General features: G+C 42.7%; 16 protein-coding genes. 6 read left to right on the forward strand and 10 right to left on the reverse strand.

Annotated features, from left to right (window positions below; translation table 11 throughout):
* Positions 1–36: 36 nt before the first annotated feature.
* The 4 genes from FLA_RS03645 to FLA_RS03660 all read right to left on the reverse strand — a co-directional run bounded on the left by FLA_RS03645 (position 37) and on the right by FLA_RS03660 (position 6,633).
* Entirely contained in the window at positions 37–537 is a 501-nt protein-coding gene (locus FLA_RS03645) for a hypothetical protein (protein WP_076381916.1), read from the reverse strand.
* Positions 538–731: 194 nt separating this feature from the next.
* Entirely contained in the window at positions 732–3,878 is a 3,147-nt protein-coding gene (gene ccsB, locus FLA_RS03650) for a c-type cytochrome biogenesis protein CcsB (RefSeq protein WP_231940386.1), read from the reverse strand.
* Between the two features lie 374 nt (positions 3,879–4,252).
* Positions 4,253–5,440, reverse strand: a complete 1,188-nt coding sequence (locus FLA_RS03655) for an ankyrin repeat domain-containing protein (RefSeq protein WP_084206485.1) — start codon at positions 5,438–5,440, stop codon at positions 4,253–4,255.
* Positions 5,441–5,442: 2 nt separating this feature from the next.
* The gene (locus tag FLA_RS03660; protein WP_076381914.1) at positions 5,443–6,633 is read right to left on the reverse strand and encodes an ankyrin repeat domain-containing protein; all 1,191 of its coding nucleotides are present in this window, start codon (positions 6,631–6,633) and stop codon (positions 5,443–5,445) included.
* Positions 6,634–6,881: 248 nt separating this feature from the next.
* Here FLA_RS03660 and FLA_RS03665 point away from each other — a divergent pair, with 248 nt between their 5' ends.
* Entirely contained in the window at positions 6,882–7,838 is a 957-nt protein-coding gene (locus FLA_RS03665) for an MFS transporter (RefSeq protein ID WP_076381913.1), read from the forward strand.
* Positions 7,839–7,906: 68 nt separating this feature from the next.
* Positions 7,907–8,389 carry a YybH family protein gene (locus FLA_RS03670; protein ID WP_084206484.1) on the forward strand — a complete coding sequence of 161 codons (483 nt, stop codon included), beginning with the start codon at positions 7,907–7,909 and terminating at the stop codon, positions 8,387–8,389.
* Between the two features lie 57 nt (positions 8,390–8,446).
* Here the strand turns inward: FLA_RS03670 and FLA_RS03675 are convergent, their stop codons facing one another.
* Positions 8,447–9,043: a DUF4142 domain-containing protein gene (locus tag FLA_RS03675; RefSeq protein WP_076381911.1), complete on the reverse strand. Its 597-nt coding sequence runs from the start codon at positions 9,041–9,043 to the stop codon at positions 8,447–8,449.
* 440 nt (positions 9,044–9,483) lie between these two features.
* On the opposite strand from FLA_RS03675, the gene FLA_RS03680 reads away from it, so the two are divergent.
* The 3 genes from FLA_RS03680 to FLA_RS03690 all read left to right on the forward strand — a co-directional run bounded on the left by FLA_RS03680 (position 9,484) and on the right by FLA_RS03690 (position 11,579).
* Complete coding sequence (locus FLA_RS03680) at positions 9,484–10,302, forward strand: helix-turn-helix transcriptional regulator (RefSeq protein WP_076381910.1); 819 nt, start codon at positions 9,484–9,486, stop codon at positions 10,300–10,302.
* A gap of 89 nt (positions 10,303–10,391) precedes the next feature.
* Entirely contained in the window at positions 10,392–11,165 is a 774-nt protein-coding gene (locus FLA_RS03685; RefSeq protein WP_076381909.1) for an isocitrate lyase/PEP mutase family protein, read from the forward strand.
* A 33-nt stretch (positions 11,166–11,198) separates the two neighbouring features.
* The gene (locus tag FLA_RS03690) at positions 11,199–11,579 is read left to right on the forward strand and encodes a YybH family protein (RefSeq protein WP_076381908.1); all 381 of its coding nucleotides are present in this window, start codon (positions 11,199–11,201) and stop codon (positions 11,577–11,579) included.
* Between the two features lie 34 nt (positions 11,580–11,613).
* On the opposite strand, the gene FLA_RS03695 is transcribed toward FLA_RS03690, so the two are convergent.
* Together FLA_RS03695 and FLA_RS03700 are read right to left on the reverse strand one after the other, a co-directional pair.
* Entirely contained in the window at positions 11,614–12,111 is a 498-nt protein-coding gene (locus FLA_RS03695) for a hypothetical protein (RefSeq protein ID WP_076381907.1), read from the reverse strand.
* Positions 12,112–12,171: 60 nt separating this feature from the next.
* Positions 12,172–12,741 carry an RNA polymerase sigma factor gene (locus tag FLA_RS03700; protein WP_076381906.1) on the reverse strand — a complete coding sequence of 190 codons (570 nt, stop codon included), beginning with the start codon at positions 12,739–12,741 and terminating at the stop codon, positions 12,172–12,174.
* A gap of 294 nt (positions 12,742–13,035) precedes the next feature.
* Between FLA_RS03700 and tyrS the strand changes: the two genes are divergently transcribed.
* Entirely contained in the window at positions 13,036–14,244 is a 1,209-nt protein-coding gene (gene tyrS, locus FLA_RS03705) for a tyrosine--tRNA ligase (RefSeq protein ID WP_076381905.1), read from the forward strand.
* 208 nt (positions 14,245–14,452) lie between these two features.
* Here tyrS and FLA_RS03710 read toward each other — a convergent pair whose 3' ends face one another.
* The 3 genes from FLA_RS03710 to FLA_RS03720 form a co-directional block, all read right to left on the reverse strand.
* The gene (locus FLA_RS03710) at positions 14,453–14,764 is read right to left on the reverse strand and encodes a helix-turn-helix transcriptional regulator (RefSeq protein ID WP_197705855.1); all 312 of its coding nucleotides are present in this window, start codon (positions 14,762–14,764) and stop codon (positions 14,453–14,455) included.
* A gap of 226 nt (positions 14,765–14,990) precedes the next feature.
* Positions 14,991–16,250, reverse strand: a complete 1,260-nt coding sequence (locus tag FLA_RS03715) for a Y-family DNA polymerase (protein ID WP_076381903.1) — start codon at positions 16,248–16,250, stop codon at positions 14,991–14,993.
* Positions 16,234–16,611, reverse strand: coding sequence for a LexA family protein (locus FLA_RS03720; RefSeq protein ID WP_076381902.1), 378 nt, complete (start codon positions 16,609–16,611; stop codon positions 16,234–16,236). The genes FLA_RS03715 and FLA_RS03720 overlap by 17 nt, the downstream gene beginning before the upstream one ends.
* Between the last annotated feature and the right edge of the window lie 170 nt (positions 16,612–16,781).

The raw sequence follows: 16,781 nt of genomic DNA on the forward strand, positions 1-16,781 counted from the left end.
CTGGTAAACCGCAACTTATTAATGGTGGCACCGTGTTTAGTTCATATCTCCATACCATATCATGGTACGTTTACCATAGGCATCGTTGTACACTTTTTTTACCTGTGCCAATAGCTTGTCAGCTTCGGAGCTTTTAACATCGGTAATGCCTGCTACTACTATGTAATAGCCTTTGGTAAGGCCTTTATATACGCTGGAGTATTCAATGGAAATATAGTCGTCGTTTGTGGCATTGCCATCGCCACGGGCTTCGTAGCAGGGATAGTCTTTGCTATCGCTACCGCCTGTGCCGTTGCAGTCGGCCTGGCTCATACTCAGTCCTATTTTGGCGTTGGGGCTCAGGCCGCGCAGGTCCAGCTTTTTGTTCAGCCGTTTGGCTGCTTCTTTAGCGGTAGTTAGTGCATCGTTGTAATCTTTGGTGCTTTTAACGATGATGATTTGTTTGGGTACTTCTGAATTCCATTTTGCCTGTGCGAATGAATAGTTGCTTACCAAAGCTAACAGGCAGCATAGGGTAACGGTGATGGACGTTTTCATTTACTGGTTTTGTTTTTTAATGATTAGTGTTTACCGGGCAATTATTGCACCAAACAAATATCAGGAAGTATCTGATTAGAAAAAGCAATTCAGGGGCGGAAGGAGTGGTGGGAGCGGTTGTATGGGAAAGGGGGAATAAAAAAGAGACAGGGTTTGCCTGTCTCTTTTTTTAGAACGATTCTATTTTCAAACACTTATGCATCCAACGGCTCTAATGGTGCGGCGCCAGTTGCCTGTAATGTTTTGTTTAATTGTTTATACCGGATCAATGCTGTTACCGAAACGGTGGTAATGATAGCTATTGTGATATATATCCAGGATGGTATTGGCATGGGATCGCCTTTGGCATAGGAGTGTAATCCTGACAGGTAGTAGTTTACGCCAAAGTAGGTCATGATAACCGTTGAAAAGGAAATCAGCGCCAGGAAGTTGAACAGGAACTTGCTGCCCAGGCCTGGAATCAGGCGTACGTGCAATACGAATGCATATACTATTACTGAAATGAAAGCCCATGTTTCTTTGGGATCCCAGCTCCAGTAACGGCCCCAGCTTTCGTTGGCCCACATACCGCCCAGGAAGGTACCAATGGTGAGCATGAATATGCCTATGGTCATAGACAACTCGTTTACGATGGTTAATTCGCGCAGAGACTGATCGATGAACGGACGACGTTGTTTGTTGTTGGCAATGTGCAGTAGTAGCACCATCATGCCCAGCAGGGCGCTCAGACCAAAAAAGCCGTAGCTTCCGGTGATAATGGCTACGTGTATCATTAGCCAGTATGATTTCAGTACAGGCACCAATTGAGTAATCTGTGGATTCATTTGAGCTCCACCGTGTGCAAAGCCCATTAATATCACTGCTATTAATGCGCCTGCGGCTGGTATAAAAGAGTTGCTGTTTTTGTACAGGAGCAGGCCGGAAGTTAGTCCTATCAGGCTTATGAACATTACTGCTTCATAACCATTGCTCCATGGTGCGTGGCCGGAAATGTACCAGCGAACACCCAAGCCAAATGCCTGCAATACAGCGGCTGCCATTAATAGCGAAATCAATACATCGATAGTATATCTTACTGCTTTTGCTTTGTTGAATAAGCTGATAAAGGATATGATTAAAAGCAGCGTGCCCGCCATAGCGTAGAAGATCATAAGCTTAAAGAACATGTTCCAGTTGTTGAACCGTACCTCCCAGTTTATTTTAGCCTGGGATGGCATGATATTACCGCCAATTCTTACCTGGTATTGTTCTATCTGTTGCAGTACTTCGTCTGCTTTGCTCCAATCGTTGGATTGCTGTGCATTTTGTATGGCTGAAAAATAGGCCAGCACCAATTGCTGTTCTTTTGTTTTAGGCGCTTCCATGAAGTTGAGAGCGGTCCAGGTATTGTTTTTATCACCTGCTACGGGTATAATGCGCAGATAGGAGCCATTTAGCAGCATTTGAGCTGCCTGCATTTTGTCGTTCAGTTCAATCACCTCTTTATCATAGTTATCCTGATCGGCTGCTTTTTTAGCAAAGGAGGTATTGTATTGTTGCTCCAGTAAAAAGTGTGCTTCGCCGGTGGTGTCTATTTGTAACAGGTTCATGATAGAGGTGTACCCGTCTGCATTGGCTTTGGTAAGCTGTAGCAGCTCATTGCCTCCTCTTTTATTTACTTTAATGAAAGGGATGTATACCCAATCTAATGGCCGGGAGGATATAGACAGAAAAAACTGGTTGGCATCCAGGTTATAAAAACCATCCTTGCGGTACAGCTTTCTGATCACTTCCAGTGCCAGTGTGTTGATGGGTTCTATTCGTCCTTCTATATTTTGTACGGGTAGGTAGCCGAATAAGGTAGCATGTTTTTTATCAATGCTTACTGTTTTGGCAAAGCTTTCGCCGGTGCTGTCTGTTGGGCGTGGATTGTTGGGCTTTTCGTGATTATGGTTATCTTGTGCTGATGCAAATTGTACAGCGGATAACAATATCAGTAATATGGCCAGCTCTTTTTTAGAAGCAATGGATTTGAGTTGTTGCTTTAAAATAGAGAAGCGGGTGCCTTTCCAGAAGAGGGTGAAGAACATACCGGAGAATAGCATGGCGTACCCGATGTAGGTAAGCATTGTGCCTGTTTGATCGTGGTTAACAGAAAGTACTGTGCCTTTTTCATCGGGGTCGTAGCTGCTTTGGAAAAAGCGGAATCCACGATAGTGTAATATGTTGTTCATGAATATTCTGTAGGGCATTTGCTCGCCTGCGTCTTTTACCACTACCTGTGATGCAAAGGAAGAAGGGGAGTTGCTGCCGGGGTATTTGTCCAGCTCAAACTTATCCAGATGAATATAAAAAGGAGTGTAGTAAAAGCGGGAGCCATAGCCCATAGATATTTTATAATCTTTAAAAGGTACAATGGCCTGGTAGCCGGTTAGGCCTTTGCCACCGTAGAAGGCTACCGTATCCTGCTTGTTCTGACTTTTGATGGCCATTACTACCAGATCGGGTGCGTAGGCATCTTTTTTAGGATCTCCTTCAAAGCGTTCGATATGGCCTTTTTGCGGATATTCGGGAATTACGAATAAGGGGCCCATTTCCATATTATACAGGGCACGTAAGCGCAGCGGCTCTTTGGTATTCAATGCTTTGATGGTATCCGTTTCGCGGGTTGCCATTACCATATAACGGGCAGGCAGTGCAGATGTGATGAACATCTGGTCGTTTTCGGAAGTGATGGCTACACCATCGGGTGTTTCTTTATTGAAACCTACTTCTACCCCTTGTATGGTTTTAGAAGTGCCGGAAGGGATATATACGTTGCGGCGGGCACCGTTTTCATTGCTTACCATGTGCAGTACCATTGGCTCGTTGCTGTTGGCAATGAGTGAGTCCTGCGCACGGGGAATGAAATCGATCAGGCGCATGTTTATTTTATCTCCCTGAAAAGTATAATCGGCTGAAAAACGGGGTTTCAGCATGCTTAAAAATGCCGGGGAGTTATTAGGTATGAAGTTGGTTTTCTTGTCGGTATAGTTTTGCACATTGCTGTTGCTGGCAATCTGTACTTTAAAGAAGGTGGCGTCTGAAATAATCCTGTTTTCCATTTCGCCCTCGCGAATATGCATAGAGCCTTCAAAGCTAATATAGCGGGTAATGGCGCCACCCAGGAAAATGAAAAGAAACGCTATGTGAAAAACGAGTAGCGGCCATTTTTGCCTTTTGTATAGCTTGTAGCGGGCTATGTTACCTACAAAGTTAACTACCAGGATAACCATTACCAGCTCGAACCACCAGGCGTTGTACACCAGTTCTTTGGCCACCGGGGTGCCGTAATCGTTCTCGATAAAAGTTGCTGCTGCCATTGAAAGCGCATATACTAATAACAACATTCCCATTGTGCGGGTCGAAAAAAGAATCCTCTTTACCATACGCTATTACTGAACACTCTATTGGAAAGTAATTAAGATTGGATACGTAAGGAGGTGCTGTAAGATCAGGCAGCAAAGGGGAGAATGGATTCTGTACACTCGCTGTTTCTGCTAAGCAGCGTGACTACTTTAGCACTCCTTCGGCCAACGGTGCAAAGGTAACAGATTGTAGCATAGGCCGAAGTATAGAAATGAAACAATTCGGAATTGGTGTAAATTATTCTTTATCAGGTGTTTGTATAAATAAAAGGTGTTTCCTGATATGGAAACACCCCGTAACTATAATTATCTGTTAAAACGGACAGATTTTATGCTTTTGCCTTATAGGATTGCAGTAAAATAAGCTCTGTTATTTCGTTAAAGCCTTTGATATTGGAATAGTCTATGGCTTTTTGCTCTTTTACGTTCACGATGCTGCTATCGGCATTATTATCGAGCAGGTATTTAACGGTGTCTTTTTTGCCGTTGGCAGCGGCATAATGCAGGGGAGTATTGCCTGATTCGTCCTGGATGTTAATGTCTGCACCCTGTTCTATCAGCAATTTAACCATGCTGAGGTTGCCTTTTTTCACCGCCATGTGTAACAGGCTTTCGCCACCGTAGCTATAGGAGGTGTTTAAGCTGAAACTGGCGTCTACTGACAGGTTGTTGGCGGTAGACACCCAATCGAGGTAGGCATTCATAGAGGTGGTGTCTTCGCCCAATGGTTTGCTGAAATTGACATCCATGCCATTTTCGAGGAACAGTTGAACCATTTCTTTCTGGTTGTGTGCGCAGGCATACCAGATAGGAGCAAGGCCGGTATGGGTGGAGGTGGAAACGCTGGCGCCATGCTCTACCAATTGTTTGGCGATGGCTTTGTTGGCATCCTGGCAGGCTGTGAGCAGTGCGCTTTCGCCCGCATCGTTCAGGTGGTTTACATCTACTCCGTTTTGGAGCAGTGAGGTAATTACCGGTATGGCTTTGGCACGAACAGCCAGGATAAGTGCATTGTCGCCGGCTTTATTTACAGCGTTGATGTCGGCTCCGTTATTTAGTAAAAGGTCTACCATTTCTTTATGGCGCATTTGGGTAGCCAGTAAAAGAGCTGATTCGCCATTGTTGTTTAATGCATTTACATCTATTCCCTGTTCTACCAGTTTGGTGGCAAGCTCTTTTTGACCCAGGCGCGCGTTCAGGTGCAGCAGGCTATTGCCCGCATTGTCGTTAATGTTGTTGTTGGCGCCTTGTTCCAGCAGGTACAAGGCAGTTTGCTTTTGTTTTTGCAGGCAAGCGAAATATAAAGGAGTTTCACCAGCATGATCTTCGTAGTCTATATCGGCTCCGGCTTCTACCAGTGCTTTTACTATATCTATATATCCACGGTGGGCGGCGTAGTGCAGGGCTGTACGGCCGCGTTCATCGGTATAGGTAACGTCTGCTTCTTTATTGGCCAGTAGTAGTTCGGCAATTTTACGGTTGCCGTTTTCGCAGGCAATGATAAATGACATGGACATGGTTAGTTGTTTTTGTGTTGCATGAGAAGATCTACGGTTTTAACTTTCAGGTTGTCTTTTGCGGCCAGCATCATAGGCGTTTCTTCCTGGTTGTTGGTAATAGTTGCATCTGCACCGGCTTCCAATAATAGTTTTACTTTCTGATATAGTTTGCGGGCTGCATCCTGATCGTAATTGACATTGAACGCGCATACTTTGTGCAGGATGGTGTTGCCCTGGTCATCCTGACGGTTGATGTCGATAACGCCGGTGGTCAGCACTGCTTTTAATGCTTCGGGTGCTTTTTCTGCCAGCCAGTCTATGCCCGATTTGGGTACGTGGTAGTAAGGAGATGCCTGGTAAATGCTGGCACCGTCTTCTAACATCTGCAGCAGTAGTGCTATTGTGTCGGGGGAGGCTGCATAGGCCATGCGTAGGTAGCCGGTAAGTATGTACTCTCCTTCCTTGTTGGCGCTGTCAAAGTCTGGTGAAGTGTATTCTTTCAATTTATCGTAAGCGCTTTTGTTTTGTTGTTCTACTACGGCGTAATAGAATGCGCTATTGCCTTTATTATCCAGCTCGTTGGCATCGGCTCCGTTTTGTAACAGCAGGTCCAGGTAATTATTCTTTCCCCGCTGTACGGCCAGCATCAGGGGCGTAGTGCCTACAATGTTTCTATGGTTTACGTCTACCCCATTGGATAATAACAATTCTATGTAGGCTTTGCCTTTGGCTTCGTCCAGCATGCCTTTGTTTATTACACTGTAGATGAGGTTCATGTCTGCATTGTTCTTGTATTGCACATCGCAGCCTTGTTCTATCAGGCATTTTATAATAGCGGGATCTGCCGCTTCTTCCATGCAAAACTGCAGTACGGTGGTGTCGCGGACTTCATCGTTTTTGTTCTGTATTTTTTGCAGGAAGCTGCGAAGGAAGGTAAGTGTATCTTCTTCGCCTTTCAGGCTCATGGCAATGTTTTTGAATACGGAACGATCCAGTGTGTCGTATTCGTATACATCCGTTTCTATCAGGCCGTGTTCAATAAGCTTATCAATAAGGTCGAAGGCTTTACCCCGCAGTATACTATTGATGATTTGTGATTTGTTGTTTTCTACGTACTGGCCTGAAAGTGGTTCGCCATTTTGTAGTTGTTCTCGTGCCTCGCTAAAGTTGCCACGCATAATGGCTTCTGCAACTGCCTTTTCTGATGTCATGTTTGTGTTTTAAGGTAGTGTTACTAATAGTGTAGGCTTAGGGTATTGGATTTTTGATGCTGCTACTGTAAATCAGGTGCTGGTTGCTGCAAAAAAAAGGCCAATTATGTATTGGCCTTTTTACTTAGTCTTCTTCCTGTTCGCCCCAAGCTAGTTCAATATCAATGAACTGGATAAAGAGAGCGCATACTTCGTTATTTTCATCATAACCGAAATTGCTTCTCTTTTGTATATTTGAAACAATATATATGAGAAAAATACTGCAAGACCGAAGCTTTCGCCTATCTATTCTTTTAACGCTTATCTTCTTTGGCACAGGTATTACTTTTCTGTTGCTAGGCCTGGCAGATTATAGCTGGATATTATTTGTGTTATTGCCTGTTGTATTAGGCATTTCCATAGGGGCCTTACCTGATCATAAATGGGCAATGAGGGGTGCTGTGCTGGCAGCTGTAATTGCTCTTTTCTTTCTGCTGGCGGCGGGTTTATCCGGCTTTGTATGTGTGTTGATGACTTTGCCCTTTATTATTCCGCTGATGTTTTTGGGTAGTGTGCTGACGCATCTGGCGAACCGTTATAAAGAATTAAAAAACGTGGATAATCTGCCGGTGCTGTTGTTGCCTTTAATTCCTTTTTTGATTGCTGCGCCTGCGGAACACATGGTGAAGAAAGATAAAGAAGAAGTGGTGAGTGTGCAAACGGTGCAAGTATTTGCTTATACACCGGAGCAGGTATATGAAACCATTAAATCGGTGGATACCCTACAGGGGGAGAAACCCTGGTTAATGTACCTGGACTTACCGGTGCCTTATAAATGTGTGCTGGAGAAAGAGGAGGTGGGTGGAAGGCGTACCTGCTATTTTACCGGAGGCAATCTTAGCCGGGGGGATTTTGGAGGTGGTACTATTGAAGAGAAGATAGTGGAGCTGCAAAAGGCGAAAGTGTTGCGTATGGATGTAACGGAGTATAACCTGATTGGACGTAAATGGCTGGGCTTTCGGGAAGCTGCTTATTATTTTGATGCAGTGGGGCCGGATAGTTGTAAACTTACCCGGATAACCACCTATACTTCACAATTAACACCCCGTGTGTATTGGGAGCCATTGGAGAAGCTGGGGATACGGCAGGAGCATGATTATGTATTTGCTAACCTGGCTAGCGACTTACTGCATAGGTATGGTAAAAAGCCCGGGATTGGTGAATAGCTGGAAAAAATGTATATTGATACTGATAATGTATCCATATTTTATTTATAACCAGAAAACGCTATTCCATGAAAAGGTGTTTTGTAATGACATTGCTAATGTTATCTTTTGCGCTGAAGTATGAAGCTGTCAATGCCCAACAATTGGATACAGCTAAGGAAGTAATGGCTATTAAGCAGTTGATTAAAAACTATGAAGATGCCTGGAACAGGCATGATGCAAAAGGGTTGGCTGATAATTATGATACGAATGCTACCTGGGTAAATTGGTTTGGCGCTTACTATATAGGTAAGAAAGATATTCAGCAGCATTATGAAACGGTGCATACTACTTATTTTAAACCTACACATTACTATACCCGCGCTATTGAAGATATCACATTTATAAAGCCGGATGTGGCTATTGCCCATGTACGTACAGGGCTTACCGGTGATGCACGTTATCCGGGGCAAATATTTGAATTTCGCCGAATGATTGTGCTAACCAGGCATGGGAGCAGTTGGTTGATATTTGCGGGGCAGAATGCTAAATTAAATGAAGGCATAAAATGATAAGAAGGCCGATGAAAGGAAATTATTTCATCGGCCTTCTGTGTCTATAGCTTTTATTTAGTTCTTCTTTCCTGTAATAGCTTTTGCTGAATCCAGGTGTTTTTGTAATGTGGGTAATGTGGTAGATGCAAATGTTTTTATATCCAGATCTTTCACATCGCTACTTGCTTTCTGAAATTTGTCGATGTCTTTGTTGTGGTCGCTAACCATCATGTCCATGTAAGCTTTATCAAAGTCTTTGCCTTTTTTCTTACTCAGCTCTTCCATATGTTTTTTAGCATCATTGCCCAGGCTGTCCGGTAATACTATGTCTTTACGTCTAGCGAGATCTTTCAATTTAGCGTTGGCTTCGCCATGGTCTTTTTCCAACATAGCTCCATAATCTTTTACACGTTGGCTGGCAGCATTTGTTTGTGCTAATTTGCCCATTTCCACTTCCATTAAACCGCCATTAGCAGCTTCTACGGCAAAGTCGGTAGTTGTTTTGTCGGCTGGTGTGGCTGTAGTAACATTGCCGGAAGAGTCCCGATTTTTAATAATAGAATCATTTGCTTGTTTGGCGCTATCCACGCTGTCCTGATTGTTGGAGCCGTTTCCGCAGGCGCAGAAGATACCTATGCCGGCAGCTAATAATAATCCGTTTACAGTTTTCATATTTTTCTTTTTAGTTAGACTGGTATCAGGAATTCAAAACGCAGGCCAACTTCAAAAAAAATAAGGGGTGGGGAGTATGCTACTCGTGTATTTGCATGTGAAGAGGGTGGTTGCATCTTGTATTACTATAATACGCTGCTGATATTCTACAAATAGGGAAATTCAATATTTATTGGAATGCAGGGTATGATTTTATTGTGTAAGGCAAACGAAATCGTGCTGAGTAATTATTTCAGCAGGTTTTAGTTTTATAGTGGTAAAGTTATTATGGATAGAATCCAGCGCTAATAAAAAGATAGGTATGACCTGTTCTTAAAAACGAAGCCTTTATTTCTTTGGGGTGTGGTTTCTTTTGTTCCGATTTATACAATGAGGGGGTAGGTGGACGGCTTATTTTGTGCTGGTAAAGTATCGTATCTTTAACAGCAAAGCTTATTAGCGTGCAGTATCGTGAAATTATTCCGGGGAAAAGGTTACAACCATATGTTAAGTGCTATTATGTATATGAGCATAGCGGAACTGGTGTGTTTGAAGATACCGTGTTTCCGAATGGGTGTATGGAAATTATCTTTAACCTGGGTAGCGGGCAATGGCAAACGGCTGGAGATAATGGGTTTGTTACCAATCCTGCTGTTGAGTTGTGGGGGCAGATTGTAAAGCCGCTACCGGTTAAATCTATCGGTAGTAATACCATGTTGGGTATTCGATTTTTTTCTCATGCTGCGGCCTGTTTTCTGGATGAGAAAGTGGATGCTTTTAATAACCAGGTGGTGGATTACAGGGAAGCAGCAGGTAATGCAGTAGAAGTAAATCACTTATATCATCAGTTATTGGATGCACGAAGCTGGGGGCAAAGGATAGTGTTGATTGAACATTTTTTGCATGCGAAACTGGATGCTGTGAATGTAGGGTTAAACAGGTTACTAGTGGTGAATGATGTAATGAAGGAACTGAGACAACCTGATTTTTTTGATAACATAGATAATGTGGCGTCCCGCTATGGTATTACATCCCGGTATTTGCAAAAGCTGTTTGTTCAATACACGGGGCTTACTCCTAAGTTGTACAGTAAAATTCACCGCTTTCAAAATAGCCTTCGCCTTATAGGGCAAAGTGATGTTTCTCTTACTTCCATTGCATACGATTGCGGGTATTTTGATCAGTCGCATTTTATCCGCGAATTTAAATCCTTTACGGGATTAACGCCTTCCGGCTATGCTTTGGAAAGCTCCCCGCTTACAACGGCTATTTCCGTATAGCTACAGTTCCGTTTTATACAATTTAAGGGTAACAGCTGGTAGTAGTTTTGATGTTGTAAATATTATTCATCAACATTAATACAATGATCATGGCTGCATCTTATGAGGTTTTTCGCGCGTTACATTATTCCAATCAGCTGCTGGTATTACCTAATGTGTGGGATGCACAAAGTGCATTACGGTTTCAAGTGTCATATAAAGCTATTGGTACTTCCAGCTCGGCAGTAGCGGGTAGCCTGGGGTATGAAGATGGCGAAAACATGAGCTTTGAAGAATACCTGTTTGTGATAAAAAGAATTGTAGCAGTAGCCAAGGTGCCGGTAACTGTTGACCTGGAAATGGGATATGGCGCTACTGTGCAAGAGATTGCGCGCAACATTCTTACACTGGCTCAATTGGGTGTAGCTGGTATTAATATAGAAGATTCGGTGATACAGGCTTCGCAGCGTACGTTGGGAGATGCTGTTGCATTTGCCGATAATATCCGTTTTATAAAAGAGCAGTTGGTAGCAGCTGGTAAAAATGTATTTATAAATATCCGCTGTGATACTTATTTGCTGGATGTGGAAGGTAAACAACAGGAGACGGAGAAGCGTCTTTTGTTGTATAATACCACTGGTGCGGATGGTATATTTCTTCCCTGTATTACTGAGAAGCCTGCTATTACAGCGTCTGTGAATGTTTCTGAGTTGCCCTTGAATGTAATGTGTTATCCCGGTTTGCCATCATTTGTCACGTTGCAGCAGCTTGGTGTAAAGCGTGTCAGCATGGGACCGTTTGTGTTTAGCAAGGCTTATGAAAATGCAACTTTATTGACAGGGCAGATATTAGAAGCGGGCAGTTTTGCCCCGGTTTTGTCGTAGATACTTTTCTTTCACTTATAACTTTTACACAACATGAATTTACCTACAACAGCAGCAGGTGTGCATGCTACATTGGCCAATGCTTTTAACACGGGTGATGTAAATACCGTATTAAGCATGTATGATTTTAATGGGATTATTGTGCCTGAGCCGGGTAAGGCTGTTTCGGGGAGGGCATCGTTTGAAGAAGCTATTCAAGCGATTTTATCTATTAAGGGTAAAATGGAAATTAAAACGGTGTATTGCCTGCAAACCGGTGATATTGCAGTGGGCAGATCGGAATGGAATATTACGGATGGAGAAGAGGTGAAGGTTACTGCCAAGGGTATTGAAGTAATGAAACAACAGGAGGATGGCAGCTGGAAGGTGTTGATTGATCATGCTTTTGGGGCCCTGGAAAACCTGGTGGCTTAAAAGTCTTAGAAGGTAAACGATCAGCAGTCTTTTATCAGAAAGATTGCTGGTTAATATTGTCGGTATGTAGCTGCACCTCGGCACTATCGTGTAAGGAAGTGGGAGCGGGAACTGCCTGAGAGAAGGCTTCCCGCTTTTTTAATACGTACACCAGTGTGCCTGCTACCAGCAGTAATATGACTGCTATAGCTATTAATTTAGTGCGAAGTATATTCAGGTGCTGGCTGTGTGTAGTCTGGTAACTGATTGTTCTATTACTATTGTTATGGGATGTGCCTGTGCTTTCTGGTGAGAGCGCCTGTAAAGCTTCCGTAAATCGTTGTTGTTCCTGTTCAAATTCTGGCTCAGGCAGCCGAATGGCAAAAGCATCGATGTAGTTATTAGCAGATATTATGATGTCCAGCTTTTCCGGGTGCTGCTGTATCCATTCTGCCCAGAATTGAATAGCAGCTACTTCTTCTCTGAAATAGTAGCGCAGGTACGATTCATCGCTCACAAAATCTTCTACGCTGTATAATATATAATCCTTCATGCGGTATGTGCTTATGTATATAACAGAAGAAATAGTGTTTTACAGGAATTTTTCACTTATTTATGAAGTGTGTTTTACCTTGAAGAAATACCGGAGACGTGCTACTGCTTCGTAAATGTGGCTGTAGACGGTATGCTGTTCGCATAGTGATAACAGTGCTATTTCGCCATAGTTTTTATTTTCAAAAAAGCGCATGCGGATGGCCTCTTTTTGTTTAGTGGTAAGATGTGACAAGGCATGCTTCAGCGTTTTACGGGTATCTTCCTGTTCCTGAAAGGCAATCATTACCTCTTCGTAAGCAAACTCATATTCAGAATCTATCTTTAACAATGCATTCGTGTTGACCGCTTCTTTTTTTAGAATATCGATCATTTTTCGGTGCATACAGGTAGTGATGTAACTACTTACCGATGTAACGGGGGGGAGTTTGTCCCGGTTCACCCAGATACTGATAAATGTTTCATGAATACTGTCTTTTACAAACTCCCGGTTGTTACAAACGGCGAAATTGGTGGAAAACAGATATTGATAAAAGAGACTATGCAACTCTTTTAATGCCCTGGCGTCGCCTGCGCGCATGCAGTTCCAAAGCTCAATGGTGCGGGATGTAGGCAGTTTAATGATAAGCAAGCAATTATTATAATTGTCAAATTAGCCATTATTTTATTGATGCCCAATTTTTTGTACTGCTTTTTATGCCGGTAGGGGAATATTAAGGCAGCTTTTTTTCTTACTTTTGCTTTTAAGAATGAAATTTTTAAAGAACATATTGCGCTTACCCTTTTTCAGCAATTATTATTATACAGTAATTGTTCGGGAGAGGTATGTCTTGTTCTATACAGATTAGTTATTGAAACAACTTTTATACTTCACTAAAAGCCCCGGACAAGCAATTGCTCCGGGGCTTTTTTATTTCCATTGATCATGCAAACGGTACAACTATTACAGGAGAATGTAGACATTATTTTGCCCGCAAACGGGTTGGAGCAGAAACTGGCGCTGGCGGAGAAAGAAAGCCGTAAGCTGGTAATTAAGCTGGGGTTTGACCCTACTGCGCCCGATTTGCACCTGGGGCATGCTGTAGTGCTGAAAAAGCTGAAGCAGTTTCAGGAGCTGGGGCACCAGGTGGTGATTATTGTGGGCAGCTTTACGGCCCAGATTGGGGATCCTACCGGTAAAAATAAAAGCCGTAAACCGCTGAGTAAAGCGGAAGTGCTGGTAAATGCCGAAACCTATATTCAGCAGCTGTCTACCATTATGGATGTAGCAAAATGCCAGGTGCGGTTTAATTCGGATTGGCTGGCAGGGCTGGGCTTTGCTGAGATATTGCAACTGCTTGCCAAGGTTACCGTAGCGCAGCTGATGCATCGCAATGATTTTAATAAGCGTTTTACCGAAAACACACCTATTGCGATGCACGAACTGATGTACCCGATTTTACAGGGTTTTGATTCGGTTGAGATACAAGCAGATGTAGAGATGGGAGGAACGGATCAGTTGTTTAACTGTACTATGGGGCGGCAGTTGCAGGAAAGCCATGATATGGCTCCGCAGGTAGTTATGTGCATGCCTTTGTTGAAAGGACTGGATGGAACAGAGAAGATGAGTAAATCGTTACATAATACCATTGGTTTAACAGATACTCCTAATGAAATGTTTGGTAAAACCATGTCTATACCCGATCATTTGATAGAAGAGTGGCTGGAGTTGACTACCAGCTTTACCAGTGAAGAGCGGACGGTATTAAAGGGAAGGCTACAGGAGGGCGAGAACCCTATGAATATTAAGAAGCTGATAGCTAAAAATATCATTGCACAATATCATGATAAAGACAGTGCCGATGCAGCTGAGCTGTTTTTTACACAGCAATTTCAGCACAAGGGCTTTGATGATAAAAATTTTACACCGGTTGCAATCGCGTCGTTGGGAGATGCTGGTGAGCAGATGAGGTTGCTGGAGTTATGCATTCTGCTGAAGCAGGACGAAACGAAAACCAATGTGCGACGTTTGATTACCAGCGGAGCTGTATTGGTGAATAATGAAAAGGTAACTGATGCTTATACGCAGGTGGAGTTGCTGGAGGGCACTAAAATTAAGATAGGGAAACGCTGTTTTATAGAACTGGTAGGCTAGTTGGGGGGAGTTTCAAAGGAGAGACTGTAAAAGGTATTTAATGTCAACTGAATAAATAACCGGCATAAAGGAGTTGTTGTTAAGGTTCAAAAACTCTTCTATGCCGGTTCTGTTTACGGAGAGTGTAAGTGGGCGTTTTTCAAGGTTAGCAACAAGCCCATGCTCTATCCAGGGCTTACTGTGTCCGGTTTTTAAAACGAAAACTATTTTATGGCTGTTTCCCTGATTTATTCTTTTGTTTTTTAGCTGCTTTCTTTTGAATCAATGCGGCTTTTTTTGCTTCCTGTGCGGTTATTTTTGCTATATCGCAGGGTGATGCTCCTGGTTTAACAATGGTGGGTATAATGAGATCCTGAACATTGATGTTGAAAAAGGTGGCAATCTTATACAGATCGTATAAAGAAGGCTGAGCTGAATTGACAGACCACTGCGAAACGGAATTGGGATGGTACTCCAGGTATTCCGCAAGCGCTTTGCCTGTGCTTTTGTGCTCTGCTATTACTGCCTTAATACGATTCATATTTATGTTCTCCATTGTTGTTGTTATCTCTGCTTCAAATGTATGGAAGCTTCTGAAATCCGCTGTTGGTATAAGGTTCACCGTTTTCGGATGGTATATAAACGTTGAAGTTTTATTTGTAACTGTTAACGGTTGATTTATTACGGCGTTTTTTAAAATGAAAATTTTTTACATTTTTTTCTTTGTAATGAATCAGTGCCTGTTTTTCAATATTTTTATTATTAGCTCATTTTGCTTTTATAATATCGCTAAGCCTTGTGGTATACCGGGGCGACAGATTTTGTGCCCTTAATGCATATGGTTTTTCAAAACCTTGCCTGGCAAATCTTACCGTTCCCTTGCCATAGTGACTATTCAATGCATCATATACCTGCGACATTTTTTTACTGTTTTCTGAGTCTGGTGTTGAAAACATGCCTAATTGCACGTTATTGTCAGACACAAACGAATCGATAAGCACACCTGCCCGCTGGTAGTTGTAACCATGCCTGTAAATAATGTTGAGGGCATGTTGTGCATATTTGAGCAGCTTTGCCGTATCGCTGGTGGCCACGGGTATTTTTATAGTGGCTGAGCGAAAATATTGCTGGTCTTGTACGCGATGCGGGTTGGTTTGTAAAAACACCTGTATACGGCTGGTACAGGAACCTTGCTTTCTTAGCTTGCGGGCACAATTTTCAGTATAGTCTGCCACGGCCTGGTCAATGAATTTTTTTTCAGTGATAATAGTGCCAAACGAGCGGCCTGTGCAAATACCTTGTTTGCTTTGTGCGTCGGGCTCCCATTCGATACAGGCAATGCCTTTTAATTCTTTCAACAGCCGCAGCCCGGTAACGTTCATATGCTTCCTGATCCATTCTTCCGAAACTTTTACCAGATCGGCAGCGGTTTTAATATTATGTTTTAATAATAGTTTCGCCCGCTGGCTGCCAATACCCCATATATCTTCTACAGGTGTGTCCTGCATCATTTGCTGAATACTTTCTTCTGTGGTGGCATTATACACGCCAATATGTTTATGCTGCTTTTTAGCATAGCGGTTGGCCATTTTTGCCAGGGTTTTTGTGGCAGCAATGCCTACGCCTACCGGAATGCCTGTGTGCATCAGTACCTGCTGCCGTATTTCTTTGCCAAATTCAAACAGGTTGTGGTAGGTGTAGCCACTGATGTCTAAGAATGCTTCATCAATAGAGTATACTTCTATGTCTTTTACCATACCGGACAGCGTGCTCATCACCCGGTCGCTCATATCCTGATAAAGGGCATAGTTACTACTAAACACTATCAAACCGTTTTGCCGTTTGTATTGCTCCAGCATAAAGCCTGGTGTGCCCATGGTAATTCCAAGTGCTTTGGCTTCATCGGTTCGACTAATAGCACATCCGTCATTGTTGCTTAATACTACCACCGGACTTTGTTTGAATTTTGGCTGAAATAATCTTTCGCAGGAACAATAGAAAGAGTTACAATCAACCAATGAATACATGTGCTATATCTTTTGGGTCTGTTATATATTTTACTACCACACCAAATACCTGAACATTCATATCATAGGTAATTTCTACAGGTCGCATTTTTCGATTAGCAGGACAAAGCCATCCCTTAAATTGGTTTTTCTTCAGGTATCTTACCTGGTATTCTCCTTCCACATCTGCTATTATTACATCGCCATTCTTAGGTGTGATACTACGATCAATAACCAGGAGTGTTTTTGGAAAAATACCAATCTCAATCATGGCGATAGTATCTGCCTGCATGAAAAAGGTTGCATTCGGATTTTTGATAACGTGCTTTTCCAGGCTAATACGTTCTTCTGCATGGTCCAGCGCGGGTGATGGAAATGCCATAGTTATAAATTGATATTGGATGATGTAATAGATTGTAAAGATACTAATATGGTTAGTGTAAAATGCTAAAAAAGGTAGCATTATTTTTTCTTCTTCAAGGCCAACGTTTTACACTTGTTGGAATAGTTTTTATTATCGCTGTTTCAATAGTGATAATATCACTGTTGAAC

This window comes from Filimonas lacunae, from assembly GCF_002355595.1.
In the GTDB taxonomy this organism is placed as follows: Bacteria; Bacteroidota; Bacteroidia; order Chitinophagales; family Chitinophagaceae; genus Filimonas; species Filimonas lacunae.

Bases quoted from the DNA above. Each gene is read 5' to 3' on its own strand.
- ccsB (WP_231940386.1), bottom strand. From the start codon at position 3,878: ATGGCAGCAGCAACTTTTATCGAGAACGATTACGGCACCCCGGTGGCC.
- FLA_RS03720 (WP_076381902.1), bottom strand. From the start codon at position 16,611: ATGGCATTTCCATCACCCGCGCTGGACCATGCAGAAGAACGTATTAGC.
- FLA_RS03690 (WP_076381908.1), top strand. From the start codon at position 11,199: ATGAATTTACCTACAACAGCAGCAGGTGTGCATGCTACATTGGCCAAT.
- FLA_RS03645 (WP_076381916.1), bottom strand. From the start codon at position 537: ATGAAAACGTCCATCACCGTTACCCTATGCTGCCTGTTAGCTTTGGTA.
- FLA_RS03675 (WP_076381911.1), bottom strand. From the start codon at position 9,043: ATGAAAACTGTAAACGGATTATTATTAGCTGCCGGCATAGGTATCTTC.
- FLA_RS03660 (WP_076381914.1), bottom strand. From the start codon at position 6,633: ATGACATCAGAAAAGGCAGTTGCAGAAGCCATTATGCGTGGCAACTTT.
- tyrS (WP_076381905.1), top strand. From the start codon at position 13,036: ATGCAAACGGTACAACTATTACAGGAGAATGTAGACATTATTTTGCCC.
- FLA_RS03665 (WP_076381913.1), top strand. From the start codon at position 6,882: ATGAGAAAAATACTGCAAGACCGAAGCTTTCGCCTATCTATTCTTTTA.
- FLA_RS03715 (WP_076381903.1), bottom strand. From the start codon at position 16,250: ATGTATTCATTGGTTGATTGTAACTCTTTCTATTGTTCCTGCGAAAGA.
- FLA_RS03685 (WP_076381909.1), top strand. From the start codon at position 10,392: ATGGCTGCATCTTATGAGGTTTTTCGCGCGTTACATTATTCCAATCAG.
- FLA_RS03710 (WP_197705855.1), bottom strand. From the start codon at position 14,764: ATGAATCGTATTAAGGCAGTAATAGCAGAGCACAAAAGCACAGGCAAA.
- FLA_RS03695 (WP_076381907.1), bottom strand. From the start codon at position 12,111: ATGAAGGATTATATATTATACAGCGTAGAAGATTTTGTGAGCGATGAA.
- FLA_RS03670 (WP_084206484.1), top strand. From the start codon at position 7,907: ATGAAAAGGTGTTTTGTAATGACATTGCTAATGTTATCTTTTGCGCTG.
- FLA_RS03655 (WP_084206485.1), bottom strand. From the start codon at position 5,440: ATGTCCATGTCATTTATCATTGCCTGCGAAAACGGCAACCGTAAAATT.